Raw genomic sequence first — 19,672 nt, forward strand, 5'->3', positions numbered from 1 at the left:
GCTCTCACCAGCACCGTTACACCCCGTTGCCGCCATCCGCGGTGGCTCTGGCCGTCAGGCCAGCTGGGCCGGGGCCTCCATGGCGATGCGCTCGAAGACCTTCTCGTCCGCGGCGAAGTCCGAGTCGGGGATGGGCCAGTGGATCACGATGTCGGTGAAGCCCAGCTCCGCGTGCCGGCCCGCGAAGTCGACGAACGCATCGAGGGACTCCAGCGGACGGCCACGGTCCGGGGTGAAGCCGGTGAGCAGGATCTTGTCGAGTTCGGACACGTCACGGCCGACCGTGGCGCAGGCGGCGGCCAGCTTCTCCACCTGTCCGTGAATGGCCTGAACCGACTGTTCAGGGGTGCCCGTTTCGTACAGCTTGGGGTCGCCGGTCGTCACCCAGGCCTGTCCGTGGCGGGCGGCGAGCTTCATGCCGCGCGGGCCGGTGGCGGCCACCGCGAAGGGCAGTCGGGGCCGCTGGACACAGCCCGGGATGTTGCGCGCCTCTTGGGCCGAGTAGTGGTCGCCGTCGTAGGAGACCGAGTCCTCGGTGAGGAGGCGGTCGAGCAGCGGTACGAACTCGCCGAAGCGGTCGGCGCGCTCGCGCGGGGTCCAGGGCTCCTGGCCGCTCTTCAGAAGCGTCGTGGCGTCGAATCCGTTGCCGCCCGCGCCGATGCCCAGGGTGATCCGGCCGTTCGAGATGTCGTCGAGGGAGATCAGTTCCTTGGCGAGGGTCACCGGGTGCCGGAAGTTCGGCGAGGTCACGAGCGTGCCCAGGCGGAGCCGGTCGGTGGCGGCGGCCGCGGCGGTGAGCGTGGGCACGGCACCGAACCAGGGGCCGTCCCGGAAGGTCCGCCACGACAGGTGGTCGTACGTGAACGCGGTGTGGAAGCCGAGCTGCTCCGCACGCTGCCAGGCCGCACGCCCGCCCTCGTGCCAGCGGAGGTACGGCAGGATCACAGTGCTCAGACGCAGACTCATGCATCGAGCGTAAGCGGAGCCGCGGGATGGTCGTGGCCACCGGGTGATCGCTCCACCGGTGCCCCTCGGCCGGCCGGTCGGCGGACGATCAGTGCGGGCCGGGGAAGCGCAGGTACTTCGGCGGTACGGCCTCGGTGAGCCACACCCCGTTCGCGCTGACCCGGAAGACATGGCCGTCGCGGTGCATGGCGGCGGCGTCCACGCCGAGCACCACGGGCCGGCCGCGGCGGGCGCCGACGCGGGTGGCGGTCTCGCGGTCGGGCGAGAGATGCACGTCGTGCCGGTTCATGGGCCGCAGGCCCTCGGCCCGGATCGCGTCCAGATTGCGGGCCACGGTCCCGTGGTAGAGGTACTCCGGCGGAGTCGCCGGGGGCAGTCCGAGGTCGACCTCGACGGAGTGGCCCTGGCTGGCGCGGATGCGGGTGCCCTCCACGGCGAAGCGCCGCTTGTCGTTCGTGGCCACCACATGGTCGAGCTCCTCGCGGGTGATCCGGAAGCCGTGCTCCGCCGCTGCCGCGATCAGCGTGTCGATCTCGACCCAACCTCCCTCGCCGAGCGTGAGCCCGATCCGCTCGGGCTGATGCCGCAGATGCTTCGAGAGGTACTTCGACACCTTCACGGTGCGTCTTTCGTCCATCGGTTCATTCATCCGGCCAGAGTGCCTGGCGAGAGGCGGATCACGCATTTGATTTTGGTTCGGAGGTTTGATCCACAAGCAAGTCCGGTTATCCACAGGCGAATTGACGACTCTGTGGACAACGCGCTGGAGATTTAGGGTGTTTCGTCAACAGCATTGTGATTGTTGTAATTTGAGGTGAGATGATCCAACGTCCTGGCGTGGACCTCCCGTTCGACGGCCGCCGTGACGAAGGCCGCCACCTGCCCGGAACCAACCAGGGTCTCCACGGCCCGCATTGTGGCGACGGGGAGCTGAACGGAACGCGTCTCGTCCGTAGTGTCTTGGAGCGGTCCCGCCCCAAGACGTTCACGCAGGTACCGGGTCGCGAACAGCCGCATGGCGCGGGCCAGTTCCGCGTCCACCGTCTGCTGCGCGAGCGGTCGCAGACGGCGTACCAGGGAGGCCGCCTCGTCCGCTTCGGCGTCGCTCGGCGGATGCTCACCGAGATAGCGCGCGAAGACGTGCTCGGTCGTGAACTCCAGGAAACGCGCGGCGATGTGCTCGACCTTGCCCCTCAACTCCCGCAGATGGCCAGAGATCGCGGACAGCGGAACGCCCGCCGCGTACAACTCCACCGCCACAGCGAGCTCTTGGGGGCTCGGGACCAGATATACCTCCTCTTCGCCGGGGACGCGCTCCAGCACTCCGAGCTCCACCGCCTCCGCCACCGCCGCGTCGTCCGGACTGCCACCGAACCGCTCGTCCAGCTCGGCCCGCGACATGCGTACGGCCTCCTCGTCGGTCCACGGTCCGTCGACCTCCGCGACCAGCCCGAGGATCCCGCCCAGCCCCCGTCCCGCGTCCCAGGCCTCCAGGAGTTCCTTGATGGAGGCCAAGGTGTAGCCGCGGTCCAGGAGGTCGGCGATCTGCCGCAGCCTGGCCAGATGCGCGTCCGCGTACACGTTGGCGCGACCACGCCGCTCGGGACGGGGGAGCAGCCCGCGGTCCTGGTAGGCGCGGATCGTCCGGACCGTGGCGCCGCTGTGATGCGACAGATCCTCGATGCGGTACGCGACCCGGACCGGCTCGTCGTTCACGCTGCCTTCCTCCCGACCCCCTGGGTACTACGCGACGGCCCTGCGCGGCGAGCCCTCCTGCGAGGGATGGTACGACCGCCGCGGACAGCGGGACATGGCCGTGCCGAGCTCCTTCAGGGTGGGCAACAGGCCCTTGCGTACAGCCCTGTTGCGGGCGGCCACGAACCTCACAGCGGTGGCTCCAACCGTGCGATCGCGCGCAGCGCCCTCGGTGCGAGCCGGGACATCAGGCGGCCGCCGCGCGCCTCTGGGGTGACGGGCACGACCGCCTGGTTGCGGACGACCGCGCGCAGGATCGCGTCGGCCACCTTCTCCGGCGGGTAGTTGCGCAGCCCGTACAACCGCGCCGACTTTTTCTGGCGGCGTTTCTCCTCGCTCGCGTCCACCCCGGCGAAGTGCGCGGTCGAGGTGATGTTCGTGTTCACGAAACCCGGGCAGATCGCCGAGACGCCGATGCCCTTCCCGGCCAACTCCGCGCGCAGGCACTCGCTGAGCATCAGCACGGCCGCCTTCGAGGTGCTGTAGGCGGGCAGCGCCTTCGAGGGCAGGTACGCCGCCGCCGACGCGGTGTTGACGATGTGGCCGCCCTGTCCACGCTCGGCCATCTGCCTGCCGAAGAGCCGGCAGCCGTGAATCACGCCCCACAGGTTGACGTCGAGAACCTTCTTCCAGTCCTCCGGAGTCGTGTCGAAGAAGGATCCGGACAGTCCGATCCCGGCGTTGTTCACCAGCACGTCCACCACGCCGTACTCGCCGGCGACCCTTTCGGCGAGCTTCTCCATGGCCTGCTCGTCGGAGACGTCGACCGTCTCGGCCCACGCTTCGGGGGAACCGATCAGCCGGGACATCTCCGCCGTGCGCGCCGCGCCCTCCGCGTCCCGGTCGACGGCCACCACGCGCGCGCCGGCCTCGGCGAACGCCAGCGCGGTGGCCCGCCCGATGCCGCTGCCCGCCCCGGTGACCAGCACGAGCTGCCCGCCGAACCGGTCGGCGTACCTGCCCGAGGCGATGGTGTCCCGCACCGGCACGCCGTCCTCGTTGGCGTGCACGAAGTCCGTGATCCAGGACGCCAGTTGGTCGGGCCGCGTACGCGGGATCCAGTGCTTGTCCGGGAGGGTGCGCCGCACCAGCTGCGGGGCCCACTCCTCCAGGTCGTCGTAGAGCCGCTCGGAGAGGAAACCGTCCCCCAGGGGCGTGATGAGCTGCACGGGCGCGTGCGCGTAGGCGTCCGGGCGTGGCCTGCTCAGCCGGGCCCGTACGTTGTCGCGGTACAGCCATGCGCCGTGCGCCGCGTCCGTCGGCAGCGAGGGGGTCGGATAGTCGCCCGCGGGCACCTTCTCGACCCGCCGCAGGATCTTCGGCCACTGCCTGCCGAGGGGGCCCCGCCAGGCGAGCTCCGGCAGCACGGGCGTGTGCAGCAGGTACACGTACCAGGACTTGGCGCCCTGGCCGAGGAGCTGACCGACCCTGCGCGGGGTGGGCCGCCGCACACGCCGCTTGATCCAGTGACCGAAGTGGTCGAGGGACGGCCCGGACATGGAGGTGAAGGAGGCGATCCGGCCCTGGGTGCGCGCGACCGTGACGAACTCCCAGGACTGCACCGAACCCCAGTCGTGCCCCACGAGGTGCACGGGGCGGTCGGGGCTCACCGCGTCGACGACGGCCAGGAAGTCGTCCGTCAGCTTCTCCAGGGTGAACCCGCCCCGCAGTGGCCGCGGGGCCGTCGATGCGCCGTGGCCACGGACGTCGTACAGCACCACGTGGAAACGCTCCGCCAGGCGTGCCGCGACCTCGGACCACACCTCCTTGGAGTCCGGATAGCCGTGCACGAGCACCACCGTGGGCCTCGCCCGATCACCCAGTTCGGCGACGCACAGCTCGACCCCACCCGTCCGCACCCGGCGCTCGCGCGCGCCTTCGAGAGTCACGAGAGTCACTTCTCCTTCGTCCAGCGCCGCACGGTACGTGTCCGTAACGTGACACTGGCGAATGTGACAGTTGTTAGAGGCTGCGTCAATAGACCTGCGCGGCACCTGTGGACAACCGGTCCGATGTGGATAAACCCCCGCCGGTTGTTCGACTTCAGGGGGACCCCTACGGGCCCGTACGACTGGAGTCTGACGCGGATCCAGCTCCGTGGGTTGACGACCGCTGTGGCGTACGCCACTACCTTCGACAACGTGACTGTGATCGCGACCGAAAGCCTGAGCAAGCGGTACCCACGGGTGACCGCTCTTGACCGGCTCTCCGTGGACGTCGGACCCGGTGTGACCGGACTCGTCGGAGCCAACGGAGCCGGCAAGTCCACACTGATCAAGATCCTGCTGGGTCTCTCCCCCGCCACCGAGGGCCGCGCCGAAGTGCTCGGACTCGATGTCGCCACCCAAGGCGGCGCCATCCGCGAGCGGGTCGGGTACATGCCCGAGCACGACTGCCTGCCCCCCGACGTCTCGGCCACCGAGTTCGTCGTCCACATGGCGCGCATGTCCGGGCTCCCGCCGGCCGCGGCCCGCGAGCGCACCGCGGACACCCTGCGCCACGTCGGACTGTACGAGGAGCGCTACCGCCCCATCGGTGGCTACTCGACGGGCATGAAGCAGCGCGTCAAGCTCGCGCAGGCCCTCGTCCACGACCCCCAGCTGGTCTTCCTCGACGAGCCGACCAACGGCCTCGACCCGGTCGGCCGCGACGAGATGCTCGGCCTGATCCGCCGTATCCACACCGAGTTCGGGATCTCGGTCCTGGTCACCTCGCACCTGCTGGGCGAGCTGGAGCGCACCTGCGACCACGTCGTGGTCGTCGACGGCGGCAAGCTGCTGCGGTCCAGCTCCACCACGGACTTCACCCAGACCACGACGACCCTCGCCATCGAGGTCACCGACACCGACGAGCACCCGGACGGCACCAGCGCGGTCCGCGAGGCGCTCCACGCGCGCGGGGTAGAGACCCACGACGGCAGCGGGCTGCCGGGCGCCGGTCACATCCTGCTGCTGACCGCCGAGGGCGAGGAGACCTACGACCTCGTCCGCGACGTCGTCGCCGACCTCGGCCTCGGCCTGATCCGGATGGAACAGCGCCGGCACCACATCGCGGAGGTCTTCCGCGAGGAACAGACGGACGGGACGGACGTGCAGGGCGTACGGAAGGAGGCAGTGGGCCATGGCAGTTGAGCAGTCCCTCACCCCCCGCGGTGAGCAGACCCGGATCCACGACATCGGCTACCGCCACTACGACGGCCCGCGCCTGGGCCGCGCCTACGCCCGCCGCTCGCTGTACTCGCAGTCCCTGCGCGGCTCCTACGGCCTGGGCCGCTCGGTCAAGTCCAAGGTGCTGCCGATGCTGCTCTTCGTGGTGATGTGCGTCCCCGCACTCATCATGGTGGCCGTCGCGGTCGCCACCAAGGCGAAGGCCCTGCCGGTCGACTACACGCGCTACGCGGTCATCATGCAGGCCGTGATCGGCCTGTACGTCGCCTCCCAGGGACCGCAGTCCGTCTCGCGCGACCTGCGCTTCAAGACCGTGCCGCTGTACTTCTCACGCCCCATCGAGACCGTCGACTACGTACGCGCCAAGTACGCGGCGCTGGCCTCGGCGCTGTTCGTCCTGACGGCCGCGCCGCTGATCGTGCTCTACGTAGGGGCGCTTCTGGCGAAGCTCGACTTCGCCGACCAGACGAAGGGCTTCGGACAGGGGCTGGTCTCCGTGGCGCTGCTGTCGCTTCTCTTCGCCGGGATCGGCCTGGTCATCTCGTCGGTCACCCCGCGCCGCGGCTTCGGCATCGCGGCCGTCATCGCGGCGCTGACCATCTCCTACGGAGCCGTGTCGACCGTCCAGGCCATCGCCTTCGAACAGTCCAGCTCCTCGGCCGTGCCCTGGCTCGGCCTCTTCTCTCCCATCACGCTCATCGACGGGGTGCAGACGGCCTTCCTCGGCGCCACCTCCGCCTTCCCCGGCGGTGAGGGCCCCTCGTCCGGGCAGGGAGTCGTCTACCTCGTCGTCGTCCTGGGGCTCATCGCGGGCTCCTACGGCCTCCTGATGCGCCGCTACCGAAAGGTCGGGCTGTGACCACGCTCAACATCGACCATGTCTCGCGCTGGTTCGGCAACGTGGTGGCGGTCAACGACATCACGATGACGATCGGCCCCGGCGTCACCGGCCTGCTCGGCCCGAACGGCGCCGGGAAGTCCACCCTCATCAACATGATGGGCGGCTTCCTCGCCCCCTCCACCGGCACCGTCACCCTCGACGGCCGGCAGGTCTGGCGCAACGAACAGATCTACAAGCACATCGGCATCGTCCCGGAGCGCGAGGCGATGTACGACTTCCTCACGGGCCAGGAATTCGTCGTCGCCAACGCCGAGTTGCACGGCCTCGGAGCGAAGGCCGCCCAGCGGGCGCTCGCCACGGTCGAGATGGAGTACGCGCAGGACCGCAAGATCTCGACGTACTCCAAGGGCATGCGGCAGCGCGTGAAGATGGCCTCCGCGCTCGTCCACGACCCGTCCCTGCTGCTGCTCGACGAGCCCTTCAACGGCATGGACCCGCGCCAGCGCATGCAACTCATGGACCTGCTGCGCCGCATGGGCGACGAGGGCCGCACGGTGCTGTTCTCGTCCCACATCCTCGAAGAGGTCGAACAGCTCGCCGCCCACATCGAGGTGATCGTCGCCGGACGGCACGCGGCCAGCGGCGACTTCCGCCGTATCCGCCGCCTGATGACCGACCGCCCGCACCGCTACCTGGTGCGCTCCAGCGACGACCGGGTACTGGCGGCCGCGCTGATCGCCGATCCGTCGACCTCCGGCATCGAAGTGGACCTGGCCGAGGGCGCGTTGCGCATCCAGGCGGTCGACTTCGGCCGGTTCACGGCGCTGCTGCCGCGCGTCGCGCGCGAGCACGGCATCCGGCTGCTCACGGTCTCGCCGTCCGACGAGTCCCTCGAGTCCGTCTTCTCGTATCTCGTCGCGGCGTAGGAGGCCAAGATGTACGACCCCACAGTCGCCCGGCTCACCTATCGAGCCCTGCTCGGCCGCCGCCGGGCCCTCATCCTCTGCGCGCTGCCCGTCCTGCTCATCGTGATCTCCGCGGCCGTACGCAGCTTCGCCGGAGCCGACGACCAGGTGGCATCGGACCTGCTCGGCGGCTTCGCGCTCGCCACGATGGTGCCGATCATCGGCGTCATCGCCGGCACCGGTGCGATCGGCCCCGAGATCGACGACGGCTCGGTGGTGTATCTGCTGGCCAAGCCCGTGAAGCGGCCGACGATCATCTTCACCAAGCTGATCGTCGCGATCGCCGTCACCATGGCGTTCTCCGCCCTGCCGACGTTCATCGCGGGCATGATCCTGAACGGCAACGGCCAGCAGGTCGCCGTCGCCTACACCGTGGCGGCGCTGGTCGCCTCGATCGCGTACGCCGCGCTGTTCCTGTTGCTCGGGACGGTCACCCGGCACGCGGTGGTGTTCGGGCTCGTCTACGCGCTGGTCTGGGAGGCCCTGTTCGGGTCGCTGGTGTCCGGCGCGCGCACGCTCAGCGTCCAGCAGTGGGCGCTCGCCGTGGGCCACAAGGTCACCGGCGGCGACCTCGTCACCTCGGACGTGGGCCTGCCCACCGCGACGGTGCTCCTGGTCGTGGTCACCGTGCTCGCCACCTGGTACGCCGGGCAGCGGCTGCGGTCGCTGACGCTGGCCGGCGAGGAGTGAGCCGGGGGTTCCACGCGTGTGTGCCGGTTGTCGCCAGGTACGCGCGCGTGGCACCCCCTTTTTTTCTTGACAGTGGCTTCACCTCTGTCCCGGCACACTGGGCGGAGGGGACGCGCGGCTAGGAGGAACGGGGATGGCGGAACCGCAAGGTGAGGGACAGAGGGAGACCGAGGACGTCTGGGACGGCCTCGTACTGGACGAGAGCTTCATACGGTCGGCGGAGACGACTGAACCGTCCGCCCGCGCCCGTATGCTCGCCGCCCGCTGGCGCGAGGGGGGACCCGATCCGCAGCCCTGGCGCTCCGACGAGCCGCCCGCGGGGTGGTTCTTCAGCAAGGCACGTCGGCGCAGGTGGCGCCGCCGGTAACCCCCTTTGGGCCGTCGATGCCCCCCTTTGAGGGGCGGCTTTATTCAGTGGCGCCCAAGTCGGCGTACGGGCACAGTAGTTATGTCCACGTCGCCGCATCGAGTCGGCGCCACGTTCTGGGAGAGGAGCGCGACGATGCCCATGAGTAGCAGTCCGTCGAGCTCCCTACAGGGCAGCCCGCGGCAGGCTCAGGAGTAGTTACCCCTCCGTGGAGCCCGCCCGCACGGGGGGCTGCCCGGGGCGGCCGCTTCGAGCGCGCGTACGCCGCGCGGGCCGCCCACCCGGAGGATTGGCCGAGAGGCAAGGCACCGGCTTGCTAAGCCGTGGTCGGGGTCAACCCCGCGCGCGTTCGATCCGCGCATCCTCCGCGAGACGTTGTCACAGGGACTCGGCAGGGGCAGGGCCTGACAGGGCATCCGGCGCCCACAGGCTGTGCCCTCACCCACCAACCCGGCAACCGCTCCAGCGTTAACGCAGCAACCGCTCCAGCACCACCGCGATGCCGTCCTCCTCGTTCGAGGACGTCACCTCGTCCGCGACAGCCTTGAGCTCGTCGTGGGCGTTCGCCATCGCCACGCCGTGGGCCGCCCAGGCGAACATCGGGATGTCGTTGGGCATGTCACCGAAGGCGATCGTGTCCGCGGCCTTCACACCGAGGCGGCGGGCGGCGAGGGACAGCCCCGTGGCCTTGGAGAGGCCGAGGGGGAGGAGTTCCACTATCCCCGCGCCCGCCATGGTGACGCCGACCAGACCGCCCGCGACCTTGGCAGACACCGCGGCCAGTTCGTCGTCGGAGAGCGTGGGGTGCTGCACGTACACCTTGTTCAGAGGGGCCGACCACAGGTCCGTCGCGTCCCTGATCGGGACGACCGGGAGCGAGCCGTCCTGCCTGCGGTAGCCGGGGCCGACCAGCACCTCGCCGTCGAGCCCGTCGCGGCTCGCGGCCAGCAGCAGCGGGCCGACCTCCGCCTCGATCTTGGCGAGCGCGAGCCCCGCCAGCTGCCGGTCCAGCGTCACCGAGGTGAGCAGCCGGTGCTCCCCCGCGTCGTACACCTGCGCGCCCTGGCCGCACACCGCGAGACCCTCGTAGCCGAGGTCGTCGAGGATGTGCCGGGTCCAGGGAACCGCCCGCCCGGTGACGACGATGTGCGCGGCGCCCGCCGCGGTCACCGCGGCGAGGGCCTCACGTGTGCGCTCCGAGACCGTCTCGTCGGAACGCAGCAGCGTGCCGTCGAGATCGGTCGCGACGAGCTTGTAGGGGAACGATCCGGTCGGACCCGTGGACCCGACCGGACCAGTGGATCCGGTCGGCCCGGTCGACCCGGCGGCGGCGGTCACTTGGAGATCGGCTCCAGAACCTCACGGCCGCCCAGGTACGGACGCAGCACCTCGGGCACCCGCACGGAGCCGTCGGCCAGCTGGTGGTTCTCCAGGATCGCCACGATCGTGCGCGGGACGGCGCACAGCGTGCCGTTCAGTGTGGCGAGCGGCTGGACCTTCTTGCCATCACGCATGCGCACGGACAGGCGGCGCGCCTGGAAGCCGTCACAGTTCGAGGCCGAGGTCAGCTCGCGGTACTTGCCCTGGGTCGGGATCCACGCCTCGCAGTCGAACTTGCGGGACGCGGAGGCACCGAGGTCGCCCGAGGCCACGTCGATGACCTGGAAGGGCAGCTCGAGGCCGGTCAGCCACTGCTTCTCCCAGTCCAGGAGCCGCTTGTGCTCGTTCTCCGCGTCCGCGGGGTCGACGTACGAGAACATCTCGACCTTGTCGAACTGGTGCACACGGAAGATGCCGCGGGTGTCCTTGCCGTAGGTGCCGGCCTCGCGGCGGAAGCACGGAGAGAAACCGGCGTAGCGCATCGGGAGCTGGTCGGCGTCGAGGATCTCGTCCATGTGGTACGCCGCGAGCGGGACCTCGGAGGTGCCGACCAGGTAGTAGTCGTCCTTCTCCAAGTGGTACACGTTCTCCGAGGCCTGGCCGAGGAAGCCGGTGCCCTCCATGGCGCGCGGGCGGACCAGGGCCGGGGTCAGCATCGGGGTGAAACCGGCCTCGGTGGCCTGCGCGATCGCCGCGTTGACGAGGGCGAGCTCCAGGAGCGCGCCGACACCCGTCAGGTAGTAGAAGCGCGAGCCGGAGACCTTGGCGCCCCGCTCGACGTCGATGGCGCCGAGCGCCTCGCCGAGCTCCAGGTGGTCCTTGGGCTCGAAGCCCTCGGCACCGAAGTCACGGATCGTGCCGTGCGTCTCCAGGACGACGAAGTCCTCCTCGCCGCCGACAGGGACGTCCGGGTGGACCAGGTTGCCGAGCTGGAGGAGCAGACGCTTGGTCTCCTCGTCCGCCTCGTGCTGTTCGGCGTCGGCGGTCTTGACGGCGGCGGCGAGCTCCCCGGCCTTCTTCAGCAGCTCGGCCTTCTCGTCGCCGGATGCCTTGGGGATCAGCTTTCCGAGCGACTTCTGCTCGGATCGGAGCTCGTCGAAGCGGACGCCGGACGACCTGCGCCGCTCGTCGGCGGAGAGGAGGGAGTCGACGAGGGCGACGTCCTCTCCACGGGCGCGCTGGGAGGCGCGAACACGGTCGGGGTCCTCACGGAGCAGGCGAAGGTCAATCACCCCTCAAGGCTACCGGTGCGCGCTTCCGGCCATCGACTCGATATTCCGCTCCGTCACTTCTGTGACGTTATGAGTGAAATGCCGTATCGGCATTCCTTGATCGCCAATGATCACTCATGAGTGCCGGTCCGCGTCAATAAAAGGGACGGTACTCCCTGAAACGGGGCAGACGGTAATCAGGGGGTTGACTGGATTCCCTTGTGGAGAGCGGTACTTGAGAAGGGGTTGTCCACAGGGATCCACACCCCCGCAGAGTTATCCACAGGCTGTGCGGAAGATCTGTGGACTCCGGAGGTGATCGTTCCGAAAGCCGCATGTGGGACGAAGAATTCCCGGGTCAAACCATCCGTACACCCACGTTCGAGTGGAAATACTTAGCTCCAAAGGATTGATCAAGGGAAAAGAGTGGACGAGGGGTGACGTGCCGGGCTGTGGACGAACTTGGGCCCTGTAGGCCGATTTGTCGACGATGTAGTGCTTCGTTGTCGACTTGTCCCCAGGTCGAGAAGCACACCTGTGGATAACGTCTGTGGATGACGAAAATCGGCAGGTAGGACTGATGAAATGCGGAGAAGGGCAGTGGGAGAGGCCGCGCCGACGAGCCGCCGACGCGGGAACCCGAACGGGCCTGATCCGGCCTGGATCCGGCCTGAAGCCGGCTCTGGTTCTGGCCCTGGATCCGGCCTGGAGCTGGCTCTGACCTGGAACCGGCCTAGAACCGTCCGTCCTGGCAGTGCGCCAGCCAGTCCGACGCCGCCGAGAACGCACTGTCCGACGTCCCGGGCCGCAGCGGCCGTACGTCCTCCAGGGCGACCCCGGCCCGCGGATAGGACCCCAGGAAGCGCACCTGGGGGCTGATGCGCTTGAGGCCCATCAGCGCCTCGCCCACACGGCGGTCGGTGATGTGGCCCTCGGCGTCCACGGAGAAGCAGTAGTTGCCGATGCCCTGGCCGGTCGGCCGTGATTCGATCCGCATCAGGTTGACGCCGCGCACGGCGAACTCCTGGAGCAGTTCGAGCAGCGCACCCGGGTGGTCGTCGCCGAGCCAGATGACCACGGACGTCTTGTCGGCGCCGGTCGGGGCCGCGGGCCGGGCCGGACGGCCGACCAGCACAAAGCGGGTCTCGGCGTTCGCCGCGTCGTGGATCTCGGTGACCAGCGGCTCGAGCCCGTAGGTCGCCGCCGCGAACTCGCCCGCGAAGGCCGCGTCGTACCGGCCCTCCTGGACCAGCCGGGCACCGTCCGCGTTCGAGGCCGCCGACTCCCACACGGTGTTCGGCAGGTGGGCGCCGAGCCAGTTGCGTACCTGCGGCTGGGCGACCGGGTGGCCGGTGACCGTCTTGATGTCCTTCAGGGCCGTACCGGGCCTGACCAGCAGGGCGAAGGCGATCGGCAGGACGACTTCGCGGTAGATCATCAGTGGCTCGCCCTTGGCGAGCTCGTCGAGGGTGGCGGTGACACCGCCCTCGACCGAGTTCTCGATCGGGACGAGCGCGCCCGCGGCCTCGCTCGCGCGTACCGCGTCGAGCGCGGCCGGCACGGACACCATGGGGACCAGCTCCCGTGTCGCGGCTTCCGGGAGGGTGCGGAGGGCGGCCTCGGTGAACGTTCCCTCGGGGCCGAGATAGGTGTAGCGCGTCGCCGACATACCCGTCACCCTAATGGGCCGTGTCCCGCACGGATCACCCTTCCAGCAGCCGCTGCCCCACGTACTCCCCCTCCGCCGCTCCGCCCGGCACCGCGAACAGCCCGCTCGCCTCGTGGCGGATGAAGGTCGACAGGGCGTCGCCGCGGTCGAGCTTGCGCTGCACCGGAACGAAGCCGCGCAGCGGATCCGCCTGCCAGCAGACGAAGAGCAGGCCCGCGTCCGGCACCCCGTCCGTGTCGAAGCCGTCGTGGAAGGAGAACGGGCGGCGCAGCATCGCGGCGCCGCCGTTCTGGTCGGGCCGGGTGATCCGGGCGTGCGCGTTGAGGGGGACGACCAGGTTGCCGTCGGCGTCGGTCTTGTCGAGGTTCATCGCGGTCGTCTCGGTGCCACCGGTCAGCGGCGCCCCGGTGGATTTCTTCCGCCCTACGACGTCCTCCTGGGCCTTGACCGACAGCTTCTCCCAGTCGTCCAGGAGCATCCGGATGCGGCGTACGACGGCGTAGGAGCCGTTCGCCATCCAGGCCGGGTCGCCGGCGGCCGGCACGAAGATACGCCGGTCGAAGTCGGACTCGGACGGCTTCGGATTGCGGGTGCCGTCGATCTGGCCCATCAGGTTGCGGGCCGTCATCGGCTGGGTCGTGGCGCCGGGCGAGCGGTTGAAGCCGTTCATCTGCCAGCGCACCCGGGCCGCGCTGCCCGCGTCCTTCTGGAGCGTGCGCAGGGCATGGAAGGCGACCAGGGCGTCGTCGGCGCCGATCTGCACCCACAGGTCGCCGTTGCTGCGCGCCTTGTCGAGGTGGTCGGAGGAGAAGTCGGGCAGGGGGTCGAGGGCGACCGGGCGCTGCTTCTCCAGACCCGTCCGGGCGAAGAAGCTGTTTCCGAAGCCGAAGGTGACCGTCAGGGACGACGGTCCGGCGTCACGGGCGACGTCCGTGTCGTCCTGCGCGGCGGCCTCGCCCGCCATCAGCCGCTGAGCCGTCGTCGACCAGCGGCGCAGCAGTGCGGCGGCCTCCTTGCGGCCCGCGCCCGCGGCCAGGTCGAATGCGACGAGGTGGCCACGGGCCTGGAGCGCGGTGGTGATGCCGGGCTGATGTTTCCCGTGAAACATCACCGTGTCCGTGCCGAGCGAGGTCAGGGGCGCGGCCTTGTCGGCGGCGGGCGCTGCCGCGTACCCGGCGGCACCTCCGGCCGCGCCCAGGGCGAGACCGGTGGCACCGGCGGTGCCGAGCAGTCGGCGCCGGGAAAAGACCCCGCCAGAAGAGGGCTTCTGGGAAACGGCCTCTCCTGGAGGGTTCTTTTCCGTGGTGGCTTCCGGAGTGGGCTGGTCAGCCATGGTGAGGTTCAGCCGATCTTCGCGTTCTTGGTGACGGTCGTCTGGTCGATGTCGGAGGTGCGCACGGTCACCGCGATCTCCCAGTCGCCCGCCATGGGGATCTGCACCCCGATCGCCGACCAGTGGCCGGTGGCGATGCGGTCGGGGGTCACGGGCAGCGGGCCGATCTTCTTGGCCGCCAGGGTGAAGGCGACCTTCACCTCGGGGACGTCGAAGGCCTTGCCGTTCGGTCGCTCCACGAAGACGTGCATCTCGTTGCCACCGACGCGGGCCGGGTCGAGGGTGACCTCCGCGGTGCCCTTCCCGTCCTGGCCGCCCGTGTCGAACGGGAGCTTCAGGGAGAGCGGCCCGGACCGCTGCGAGGAGGACGAGGTGGCCTGCTGGGCCGCCTCCTCCGTGCGCCCCGGCTCGGTGGACGTCAGCACGGTCGTCACGGCCAGCAGGACGACGGCGACGCCGGCCTCGGCGAGCACCGAGCGGCGCAAGCCGGCCCGGGCCGGGTCGGCGTCGCGGAGGCGCTTTTGACGCGCGGTGGCCACGGCGGTCTGCTGCCGGGCGAGTTGAGCGGCGCGCCGGGAGTCCCCGGATTTCGAGCCCTCAGAGTTCGAGCCCTCAGAGTTCGAGCCCCCAGAGCTGGAGTCCCTGGAATTCGCGGGCACCTTCGTCGGCTGCTTCGTCCGAAGTTCGGCGAGAGCCGTCGCCCCGGCTGTGGTCCCGACTGTGGCCCCGGCCGTCGCCATGGCCTTCGCCTGTGGCGCCTCGGACAGCTGCGCCGTCCACCGCCGCGAGATCCACGCGATGCCGACGAGGACGGCCACCAGGCCGATCTTGATGAGCAGCAGCTGTCCGTACCACGTTCCGGTCAGCGCCGACCAGGAGCCGACCTGGCGCCAGGACTGGTAAATCCCGGTCGCGGCCAGCACGGTCACGCTGCCGAACGCGAGGCGCGAGAAGCGTCGTACGGCCACCGCGTCGATCGGTGTCTCGGCGGGCGCCCGGAACAGCGCCACGAGCAGCGTCGAGAGGCCGCCCAGCCAGACGGCGACCGCCAGCAGATGCAGCACGTCGACGGGCATCGCGAGGCCCGCCTGGATACCGGTGGAGGCGTGCTCGGCCATCGCCCAGCTCGCCGCCAGGCCCGCCGCGACGACGGCGCCGCCGATCGCGAGCCCGAAGGTGAGGTCCCTCTTCTCGGCATCGGCATCGACACCGCCCTTGTCGGACCCGTCGTCCTTGCCGGTCGCGTCTCTCCTGCCGGACGCGTCGCCCTCGTCGGTCGCGTCGGCCTCGTCCCGCCGCGCGTACGCCCCGAAGAGCACCGCGATGAACAGCGCACCCGCGGCGAGCAGCAGCAGCCGCGAGACCAGTGCCGCGCCCGCCTTGGTCTGCAGCACCTGCCCGAGCAGCGTCAGGTCGAAGATGTCGCCGACCTTGCCGGAGCCGACGTAGGAACCGCGCAGGAGCAGCAGCGCGAGGGTGGCGCCGGTCAGCGCGAGCCACCCGGAGACCACGAGCCGTTGCACGGGACGGACCCCGGCGCCGCGCTGCCAGCAGGCCAGTACGAAGGCCGCGCCACCCACCAGAAGGATGAATCCGGCGTACGACACATAACGCCCGAACCCATAGAGCGCGCCGACGACTCCGCCGCCCACGGCCGGGTCGGAGAGCGCGACGGAGGTCTGCGAGGGCGCGCCGACGGAGAAGGTGAAGGCACCCGAGACGGGATGGCTGTCCGCCGACACCACCTGGTAGGTGACGGTGAACGTGCCGTCGGGCAGCCCCGAGTGGAGCTTCACGCCGTAGGTGGTGCCGCCCAGGTCGGTCGCCTTGCCGGTGTCGACGCGCTTGCCCTTGGGGTCGAGCACGCGCACCGAGCCGTCGGACATCGCGACCTTCTCGGAGAACGTCAGCGAGACCTGGGTGGGTGCCCGGCTGACCACCGCTCCCTGCTGGGGGTCGCTGCCGGTCAGCGCGGCGTGCGCGGAGGCGGGCGCCGCGCCGGCCAGGACCGCGCCGATCACGGCGAGGAGCAGCAACAGCAGTGTCCGTACCCGAAAAGCGACCCCTCCAGTGGTGGTGGCAGCCGCACGGGGAGCGATGGCCTGTGTCACGGTGATCCCTCCCTCAGTGCCCGGTCTTGGGGTTGTACGTCGCGGACTTCACCGGCATGGAGACCTTCACCGTGCCCGCCTTGGCGAAGTGCAGCGTCACCGACACCTTCTCGCCCTCCAGAGGCTTGTGGGTGAGCTTTTCGAACATGAGGTGGTTGCCGCCGCTCGCGAAGTCGAGTGACCCGTCGGCGGGCACGGCGAACGACTTCTGCTCCTCCATCGCGCCGCCCTTGGTGGAGTGCAGCGTGACGTCGGGGGCGAGGTCGCTGGTGACGGAGGTCAGGGTGTCGGCGCCGCCGGAGTTGGTGACGGTGAAGAAGCCGGCCGCCATGGTGTCCATGACCGGGGCGGGCATGTAGGCGCCGGTGATCTTCAGTTCGGGCTTGCCCGCGTTGTTCGAGGAGGAGTCGTCGGAGCCGCAGCCCGCCAGCGCCAGCGCCGTGGCCGTCAGCGCCACGCATCCCGCGAGACGCCTCGAAGGGGCTCCGGGTCGGCTCACGGATTCTCTCCCTTGATGAGCTTGGGGAGGTCCTTGGTGTAGTCGTCGACGGTGGCGTCCTCGCCGTAGATCACATAGCCCCCGTCGGTCTTCGGCGAGAACGCGATGACCTGGGTGCCGTGCACGGAGACGAGCTTGCCGTTCTTGTCCTTAGCCGTCGGCTCGATGGAGATGCCCAGGGTGCGGGCGCCCGCCTGGATGGTGGGGAAGTCGCCGGTGAGGCCGACGAAGGTGGGGTCGATTCCCTTGAGCCACTTGCCGAGCGTTGCGGGGGTGTCGCGGGCCGGGTCGGTGGTGACGAACACGACCCTGAGCTTGTCCTGTTCGGTCTTGGGCAACTGCTTCTTGGCGACGGCGAGGTTGCTCATCGTCGTCGGGCAGACGTCGGGGCAGTGGGTGTAGCCGAAGTAGATCAGCGTCGGGACGCCCTTGGTCTCGGCCCGGAAGTCGTACTTCTTGCCGTTCGTGTCGGTGAGGACGAGGTCGGGCTTCTCGAACGCCTTGTCGAGGACCGTGGCGGCCTTGCCCGTGCCGGCCTCGGCGGACACGTCGGCGATCGGCTTGTTGCTGTCGTCGCCGCTGCCGCAGGCGGAAAGGGTCAGTGCGGCGGCGGCGAACAGGGCGGCCGCGGCATACGTCTTCTTGCGCATAGAAAAATGTCCCAGATGTGAGGGCTCCGGTGTGCACCGGGGTCGTACGACCTCTTTGACGAGGGCGTACGACCTACCGGCGCACAAAGGAGGGGTGCGGTGGGCCTCAGGCCTTGGTGCGCCGACGGCCGGCCAGAACGCCGTACGCCACGCCCGCCGCGCCGACGACGATGCCGACGACACCGAGGACCCGCGCGGTGGTGTCACTGCTGTCCGCGGAGGAGGCGGAGGTGGACGCGGCGGGGGCCGCCGTGGAGGTGTCGGAGGCGTCCTTGGCGGTGCCGGAGGACCCGTGGTGGCCGTCCGCGGACGCGTCGGAGAGCGTGAGCACCGGAGCCGGGTTCTCGGGCTCCTCCTGGCCCTCCTGCTGCGGCTCGATCCAGCGCACGACCTCCTTGTTGTCGTACGTCTGGATCGCCTTGAAGACGAGCTCGTCGGTGTCCTCGGGGAGCGCGCCGACGGAGAGCGGGAACTTCTGGAAGAAGCCCGGCTCGATGCCCTTGCCGGTGGCGGTCCAGGTGACCTTGCTGACGGCCTCGGAGATCTTCTCGCCGTGCATCGTGAGCGGCTTGGCCAGCTTGCTCTTGGTGACCTTCACGGACCAGCCGTCGAGGGGCTGCGGCATGACGGAGGCGAGCGGGTGGTCGGTCGGGAAGTTCACCTCGACCTTGCTGGTCGAGGCGTTGTCACGCTCGTTGGGGACCTTGAAGTCAACGACGGCGTAACCGCCCTTGGCGGCCTCGCCCTCCGGCTGCACGCTGACGTGCGCGAAGGCGGGGGCGGAGACGGCGAGGACGGCCGAGGCGGCGACGGCACCGGCGGCGGCGATACGGGAAGCCTTCATGGAAGAGAGCACTCCACTTTCAGTCCGATGAGAAGAGAAGGGGGTGCGCGTGCGAAAGGTGCGACGGGCCCCTGGGGGTGTTTTCGCGTGCACGCGCGCGTGCCGCACGACGGCATCCCCTTCGGATCCTTCGGATCGGTCCGGACGGATCCTTCGGATCGGTCCGGCGGAGCGGCGCGTCGTGTCAGGCGGCGAGGACGAGAGCGGTGGAGCGGGGCGGTCCGCGGCGGACGACGCTGTGCTGGAGCTCGGCGGTACGGAGCTTGGGCGGCGTCAGAAGCGCGGTGCGCCGGGCGCGCGGTGTCGCGTCGGGCGTGCCCGGAAGTCCGGCCCGCAGGGCGCGTACGAGCGCGAGCGCCCCGCGCAGGGACCGTACGAGCGCCCCTTCCGCGACTCCGTGCGCGGACAGCCGCATCAGCCGCAGCAGCGCCAGATCACCGTGGCGGAGCACCCAGCCTGCGGCGACGGCCGCGAGGACGTGGCCGAGCAGCATCGGCAGGGACGGCCACACGGACATCGAGGATCCCGTGGCGGCCGACATCGCGTCCGAGGAGTGGGGCATGGGCATGGACATGGACGGGGTCGTGCCCGTGTCGAGCCGTGCGTCGGCGAGGATCTTCATGGCCTGAGCGGGGCTGATCGCCGCCGCTGTCGTGCCGCACACGAGGCGCGCGGCGCGTTCCACGAGTGAGGTGTCGGCCATCGACATGGAGCCCGAGCCCGCCGTAGCGGTCCCGGCGAGCCCGAAGAGCGTGTGCAGGGCGGTCTGACCGCCCGCGAGCAGCGCCGCGATGCCCGGCAGTGAACGCTCCCGTCCCGCCAGTGCGGCGGCGACGGCGAAGACCGCGAGGAATCCGGCGCCGAGCGTCCACAGCGGGACGGTGGCGCAGGAGGCGAGCCCATGACCGGCCGCGGCCAGCACGACACAGACCGCGGCGAACACCGCGGCCCGCAGAATCCGGAGCTCGTGTCCGGAGCGCGCCCTGCGCTGGTGGGGGGCAGTCATGGCGGGCTCATCATCGCACTCGGCCCACCCGCTTCCTACGGCAGGTCCGCAAGATGACGGTCCGCAAGCCGTGGTCCGGAAGATCACGATCTGGGCCGAACCACCCGCACATACACCGATCGTTGTCGCGTGCGCATCCGCCATATGGGCGGCATCACGTCATGCAGGCGATTGCGCACAGGTGCTTGCGGCAATACGTAACGGTATGTCGAGCCGCG

General features: G+C 69.9%; 18 protein-coding genes, 1 tRNA gene and 1 pseudogene. 6 read left to right on the forward strand and 14 right to left on the reverse strand.

Annotated features, from left to right (window positions below; all coding sequences use genetic code 11):
• Positions 1 to 54 precede the first annotated feature (54 nt).
• The 5 genes and pseudogenes from AQJ27_RS33535 to AQJ27_RS33550 form a co-directional block, all read right to left on the reverse strand.
• Complete coding sequence (locus AQJ27_RS33535; protein ID WP_067376816.1) at positions 55 to 966, reverse strand: LLM class flavin-dependent oxidoreductase; 912 nt, start codon at positions 964 to 966, stop codon at positions 55 to 57.
• An 88-nt stretch (positions 967 to 1,054) separates the two neighbouring features.
• The gene (locus tag AQJ27_RS33540; protein ID WP_060901684.1) at positions 1,055 to 1,603 is read right to left on the reverse strand and encodes an RNA 2'-phosphotransferase; all 549 of its coding nucleotides are present in this window, start codon (positions 1,601 to 1,603) and stop codon (positions 1,055 to 1,057) included.
• A gap of 134 nt (positions 1,604 to 1,737) precedes the next feature.
• Positions 1,738 to 2,682 carry a MerR family transcriptional regulator gene (locus AQJ27_RS33545; protein ID WP_067376819.1) on the reverse strand — a complete coding sequence of 315 codons (945 nt, stop codon included), beginning with the start codon at positions 2,680 to 2,682 and terminating at the stop codon, positions 1,738 to 1,740.
• 27 nt (positions 2,683 to 2,709) lie between these two features.
• A pseudogene (locus AQJ27_RS58965) lies at positions 2,710 to 2,835 on the reverse strand (metal-dependent hydrolase); the annotation flags it as partial.
• Positions 2,836 to 2,849: 14 nt separating this feature from the next.
• A complete protein-coding gene (locus AQJ27_RS33550; protein ID WP_067376823.1) occupies positions 2,850 to 4,610 on the reverse strand; it encodes an SDR family oxidoreductase in 1,761 nt (586 codons plus the stop codon).
• A gap of 258 nt (positions 4,611 to 4,868) precedes the next feature.
• On the opposite strand from AQJ27_RS33550, the gene AQJ27_RS33555 reads away from it, so the two are divergent.
• The 6 genes from AQJ27_RS33555 (at position 4,869) to AQJ27_RS33580 (ending at position 9,119) form a co-directional block, all read left to right on the forward strand.
• On the forward strand, positions 4,869 to 5,852 hold the full coding sequence (locus AQJ27_RS33555) for an ABC transporter ATP-binding protein (RefSeq protein WP_067377206.1): 984 nt from the start codon (positions 4,869 to 4,871) through the stop codon (positions 5,850 to 5,852).
• Positions 5,842 to 6,747: an ABC transporter permease subunit gene (locus tag AQJ27_RS33560; protein WP_067376827.1), complete on the forward strand. Its 906-nt coding sequence runs from the start codon at positions 5,842 to 5,844 to the stop codon at positions 6,745 to 6,747. The genes AQJ27_RS33555 and AQJ27_RS33560 overlap by 11 nt, the downstream gene beginning before the upstream one ends.
• On the forward strand, positions 6,744 to 7,655 hold the full coding sequence (locus AQJ27_RS33565; RefSeq protein ID WP_054236923.1) for an ABC transporter ATP-binding protein: 912 nt from the start codon (positions 6,744 to 6,746) through the stop codon (positions 7,653 to 7,655). Before AQJ27_RS33560 ends, AQJ27_RS33565 begins: the two co-directional genes overlap by 4 nt.
• 9 nt (positions 7,656 to 7,664) lie before the next feature.
• Positions 7,665 to 8,384, forward strand: a complete 720-nt coding sequence (locus AQJ27_RS33570) for an ABC transporter permease (protein ID WP_067376830.1) — start codon at positions 7,665 to 7,667, stop codon at positions 8,382 to 8,384.
• A 133-nt stretch (positions 8,385 to 8,517) separates the two neighbouring features.
• Positions 8,518 to 8,751: an SGM_3592 family protein gene (locus AQJ27_RS33575; RefSeq protein ID WP_054236924.1), complete on the forward strand. Its 234-nt coding sequence runs from the start codon at positions 8,518 to 8,520 to the stop codon at positions 8,749 to 8,751.
• 283 nt (positions 8,752 to 9,034) lie between these two features.
• Positions 9,035 to 9,119: transfer RNA gene (locus tag AQJ27_RS33580), tRNA-Ser, on the forward strand.
• 100 nt (positions 9,120 to 9,219) lie between these two features.
• Here AQJ27_RS33580 and AQJ27_RS33585 read toward each other — a convergent pair.
• From AQJ27_RS33585 to AQJ27_RS33625, 9 genes are all read right to left on the reverse strand, one after another.
• The gene (locus tag AQJ27_RS33585; protein ID WP_067376833.1) at positions 9,220 to 10,089 is read right to left on the reverse strand and encodes an HAD family hydrolase; all 870 of its coding nucleotides are present in this window, start codon (positions 10,087 to 10,089) and stop codon (positions 9,220 to 9,222) included.
• Positions 10,086 to 11,363, reverse strand: coding sequence for a serine--tRNA ligase (serS, locus tag AQJ27_RS33590; RefSeq protein WP_067376836.1), 1,278 nt, complete (start codon positions 11,361 to 11,363; stop codon positions 10,086 to 10,088). Before serS ends, AQJ27_RS33585 begins: the two co-directional genes overlap by 4 nt.
• A gap of 712 nt (positions 11,364 to 12,075) precedes the next feature.
• Positions 12,076 to 13,011, reverse strand: a complete 936-nt coding sequence (gene pheA, locus AQJ27_RS33595) for a prephenate dehydratase (RefSeq protein ID WP_067376839.1) — start codon at positions 13,009 to 13,011, stop codon at positions 12,076 to 12,078.
• 34 nt (positions 13,012 to 13,045) lie between these two features.
• Positions 13,046 to 14,344 carry an iron uptake transporter deferrochelatase/peroxidase subunit gene (gene efeB / locus AQJ27_RS33600; RefSeq protein ID WP_067376841.1) on the reverse strand — a complete coding sequence of 433 codons (1,299 nt, stop codon included), beginning with the start codon at positions 14,342 to 14,344 and terminating at the stop codon, positions 13,046 to 13,048.
• An 8-nt stretch (positions 14,345 to 14,352) separates the two neighbouring features.
• A complete protein-coding gene (locus AQJ27_RS33605) occupies positions 14,353 to 16,455 on the reverse strand; it encodes a copper resistance CopC/CopD family protein (protein ID WP_425275243.1) in 2,103 nt (700 codons plus the stop codon).
• A 13-nt stretch (positions 16,456 to 16,468) separates the two neighbouring features.
• The gene (locus tag AQJ27_RS33610; protein ID WP_067376844.1) at positions 16,469 to 16,954 is read right to left on the reverse strand and encodes a copper chaperone PCu(A)C; all 486 of its coding nucleotides are present in this window, start codon (positions 16,952 to 16,954) and stop codon (positions 16,469 to 16,471) included.
• Positions 16,951 to 17,604, reverse strand: coding sequence for an SCO family protein (locus AQJ27_RS33615; RefSeq protein WP_067376847.1), 654 nt, complete (start codon positions 17,602 to 17,604; stop codon positions 16,951 to 16,953). Before AQJ27_RS33615 ends, AQJ27_RS33610 begins: the two co-directional genes overlap by 4 nt.
• 106 nt (positions 17,605 to 17,710) lie before the next feature.
• Entirely contained in the window at positions 17,711 to 18,448 is a 738-nt protein-coding gene (locus tag AQJ27_RS33620; RefSeq protein ID WP_067376852.1) for a YcnI family copper-binding membrane protein, read from the reverse strand.
• Between the two features lie 184 nt (positions 18,449 to 18,632).
• Complete coding sequence (locus AQJ27_RS33625; protein WP_067376855.1) at positions 18,633 to 19,454, reverse strand: hypothetical protein; 822 nt, start codon at positions 19,452 to 19,454, stop codon at positions 18,633 to 18,635.
• Positions 19,455 to 19,672 lie beyond the last annotated feature (218 nt).

The sequence above is a fragment of the Streptomyces olivochromogenes genome, from assembly GCF_001514115.1.
In the GTDB taxonomy this organism is placed as follows: Bacteria; Actinomycetota; Actinomycetes; order Streptomycetales; family Streptomycetaceae; genus Streptomyces; species Streptomyces olivochromogenes.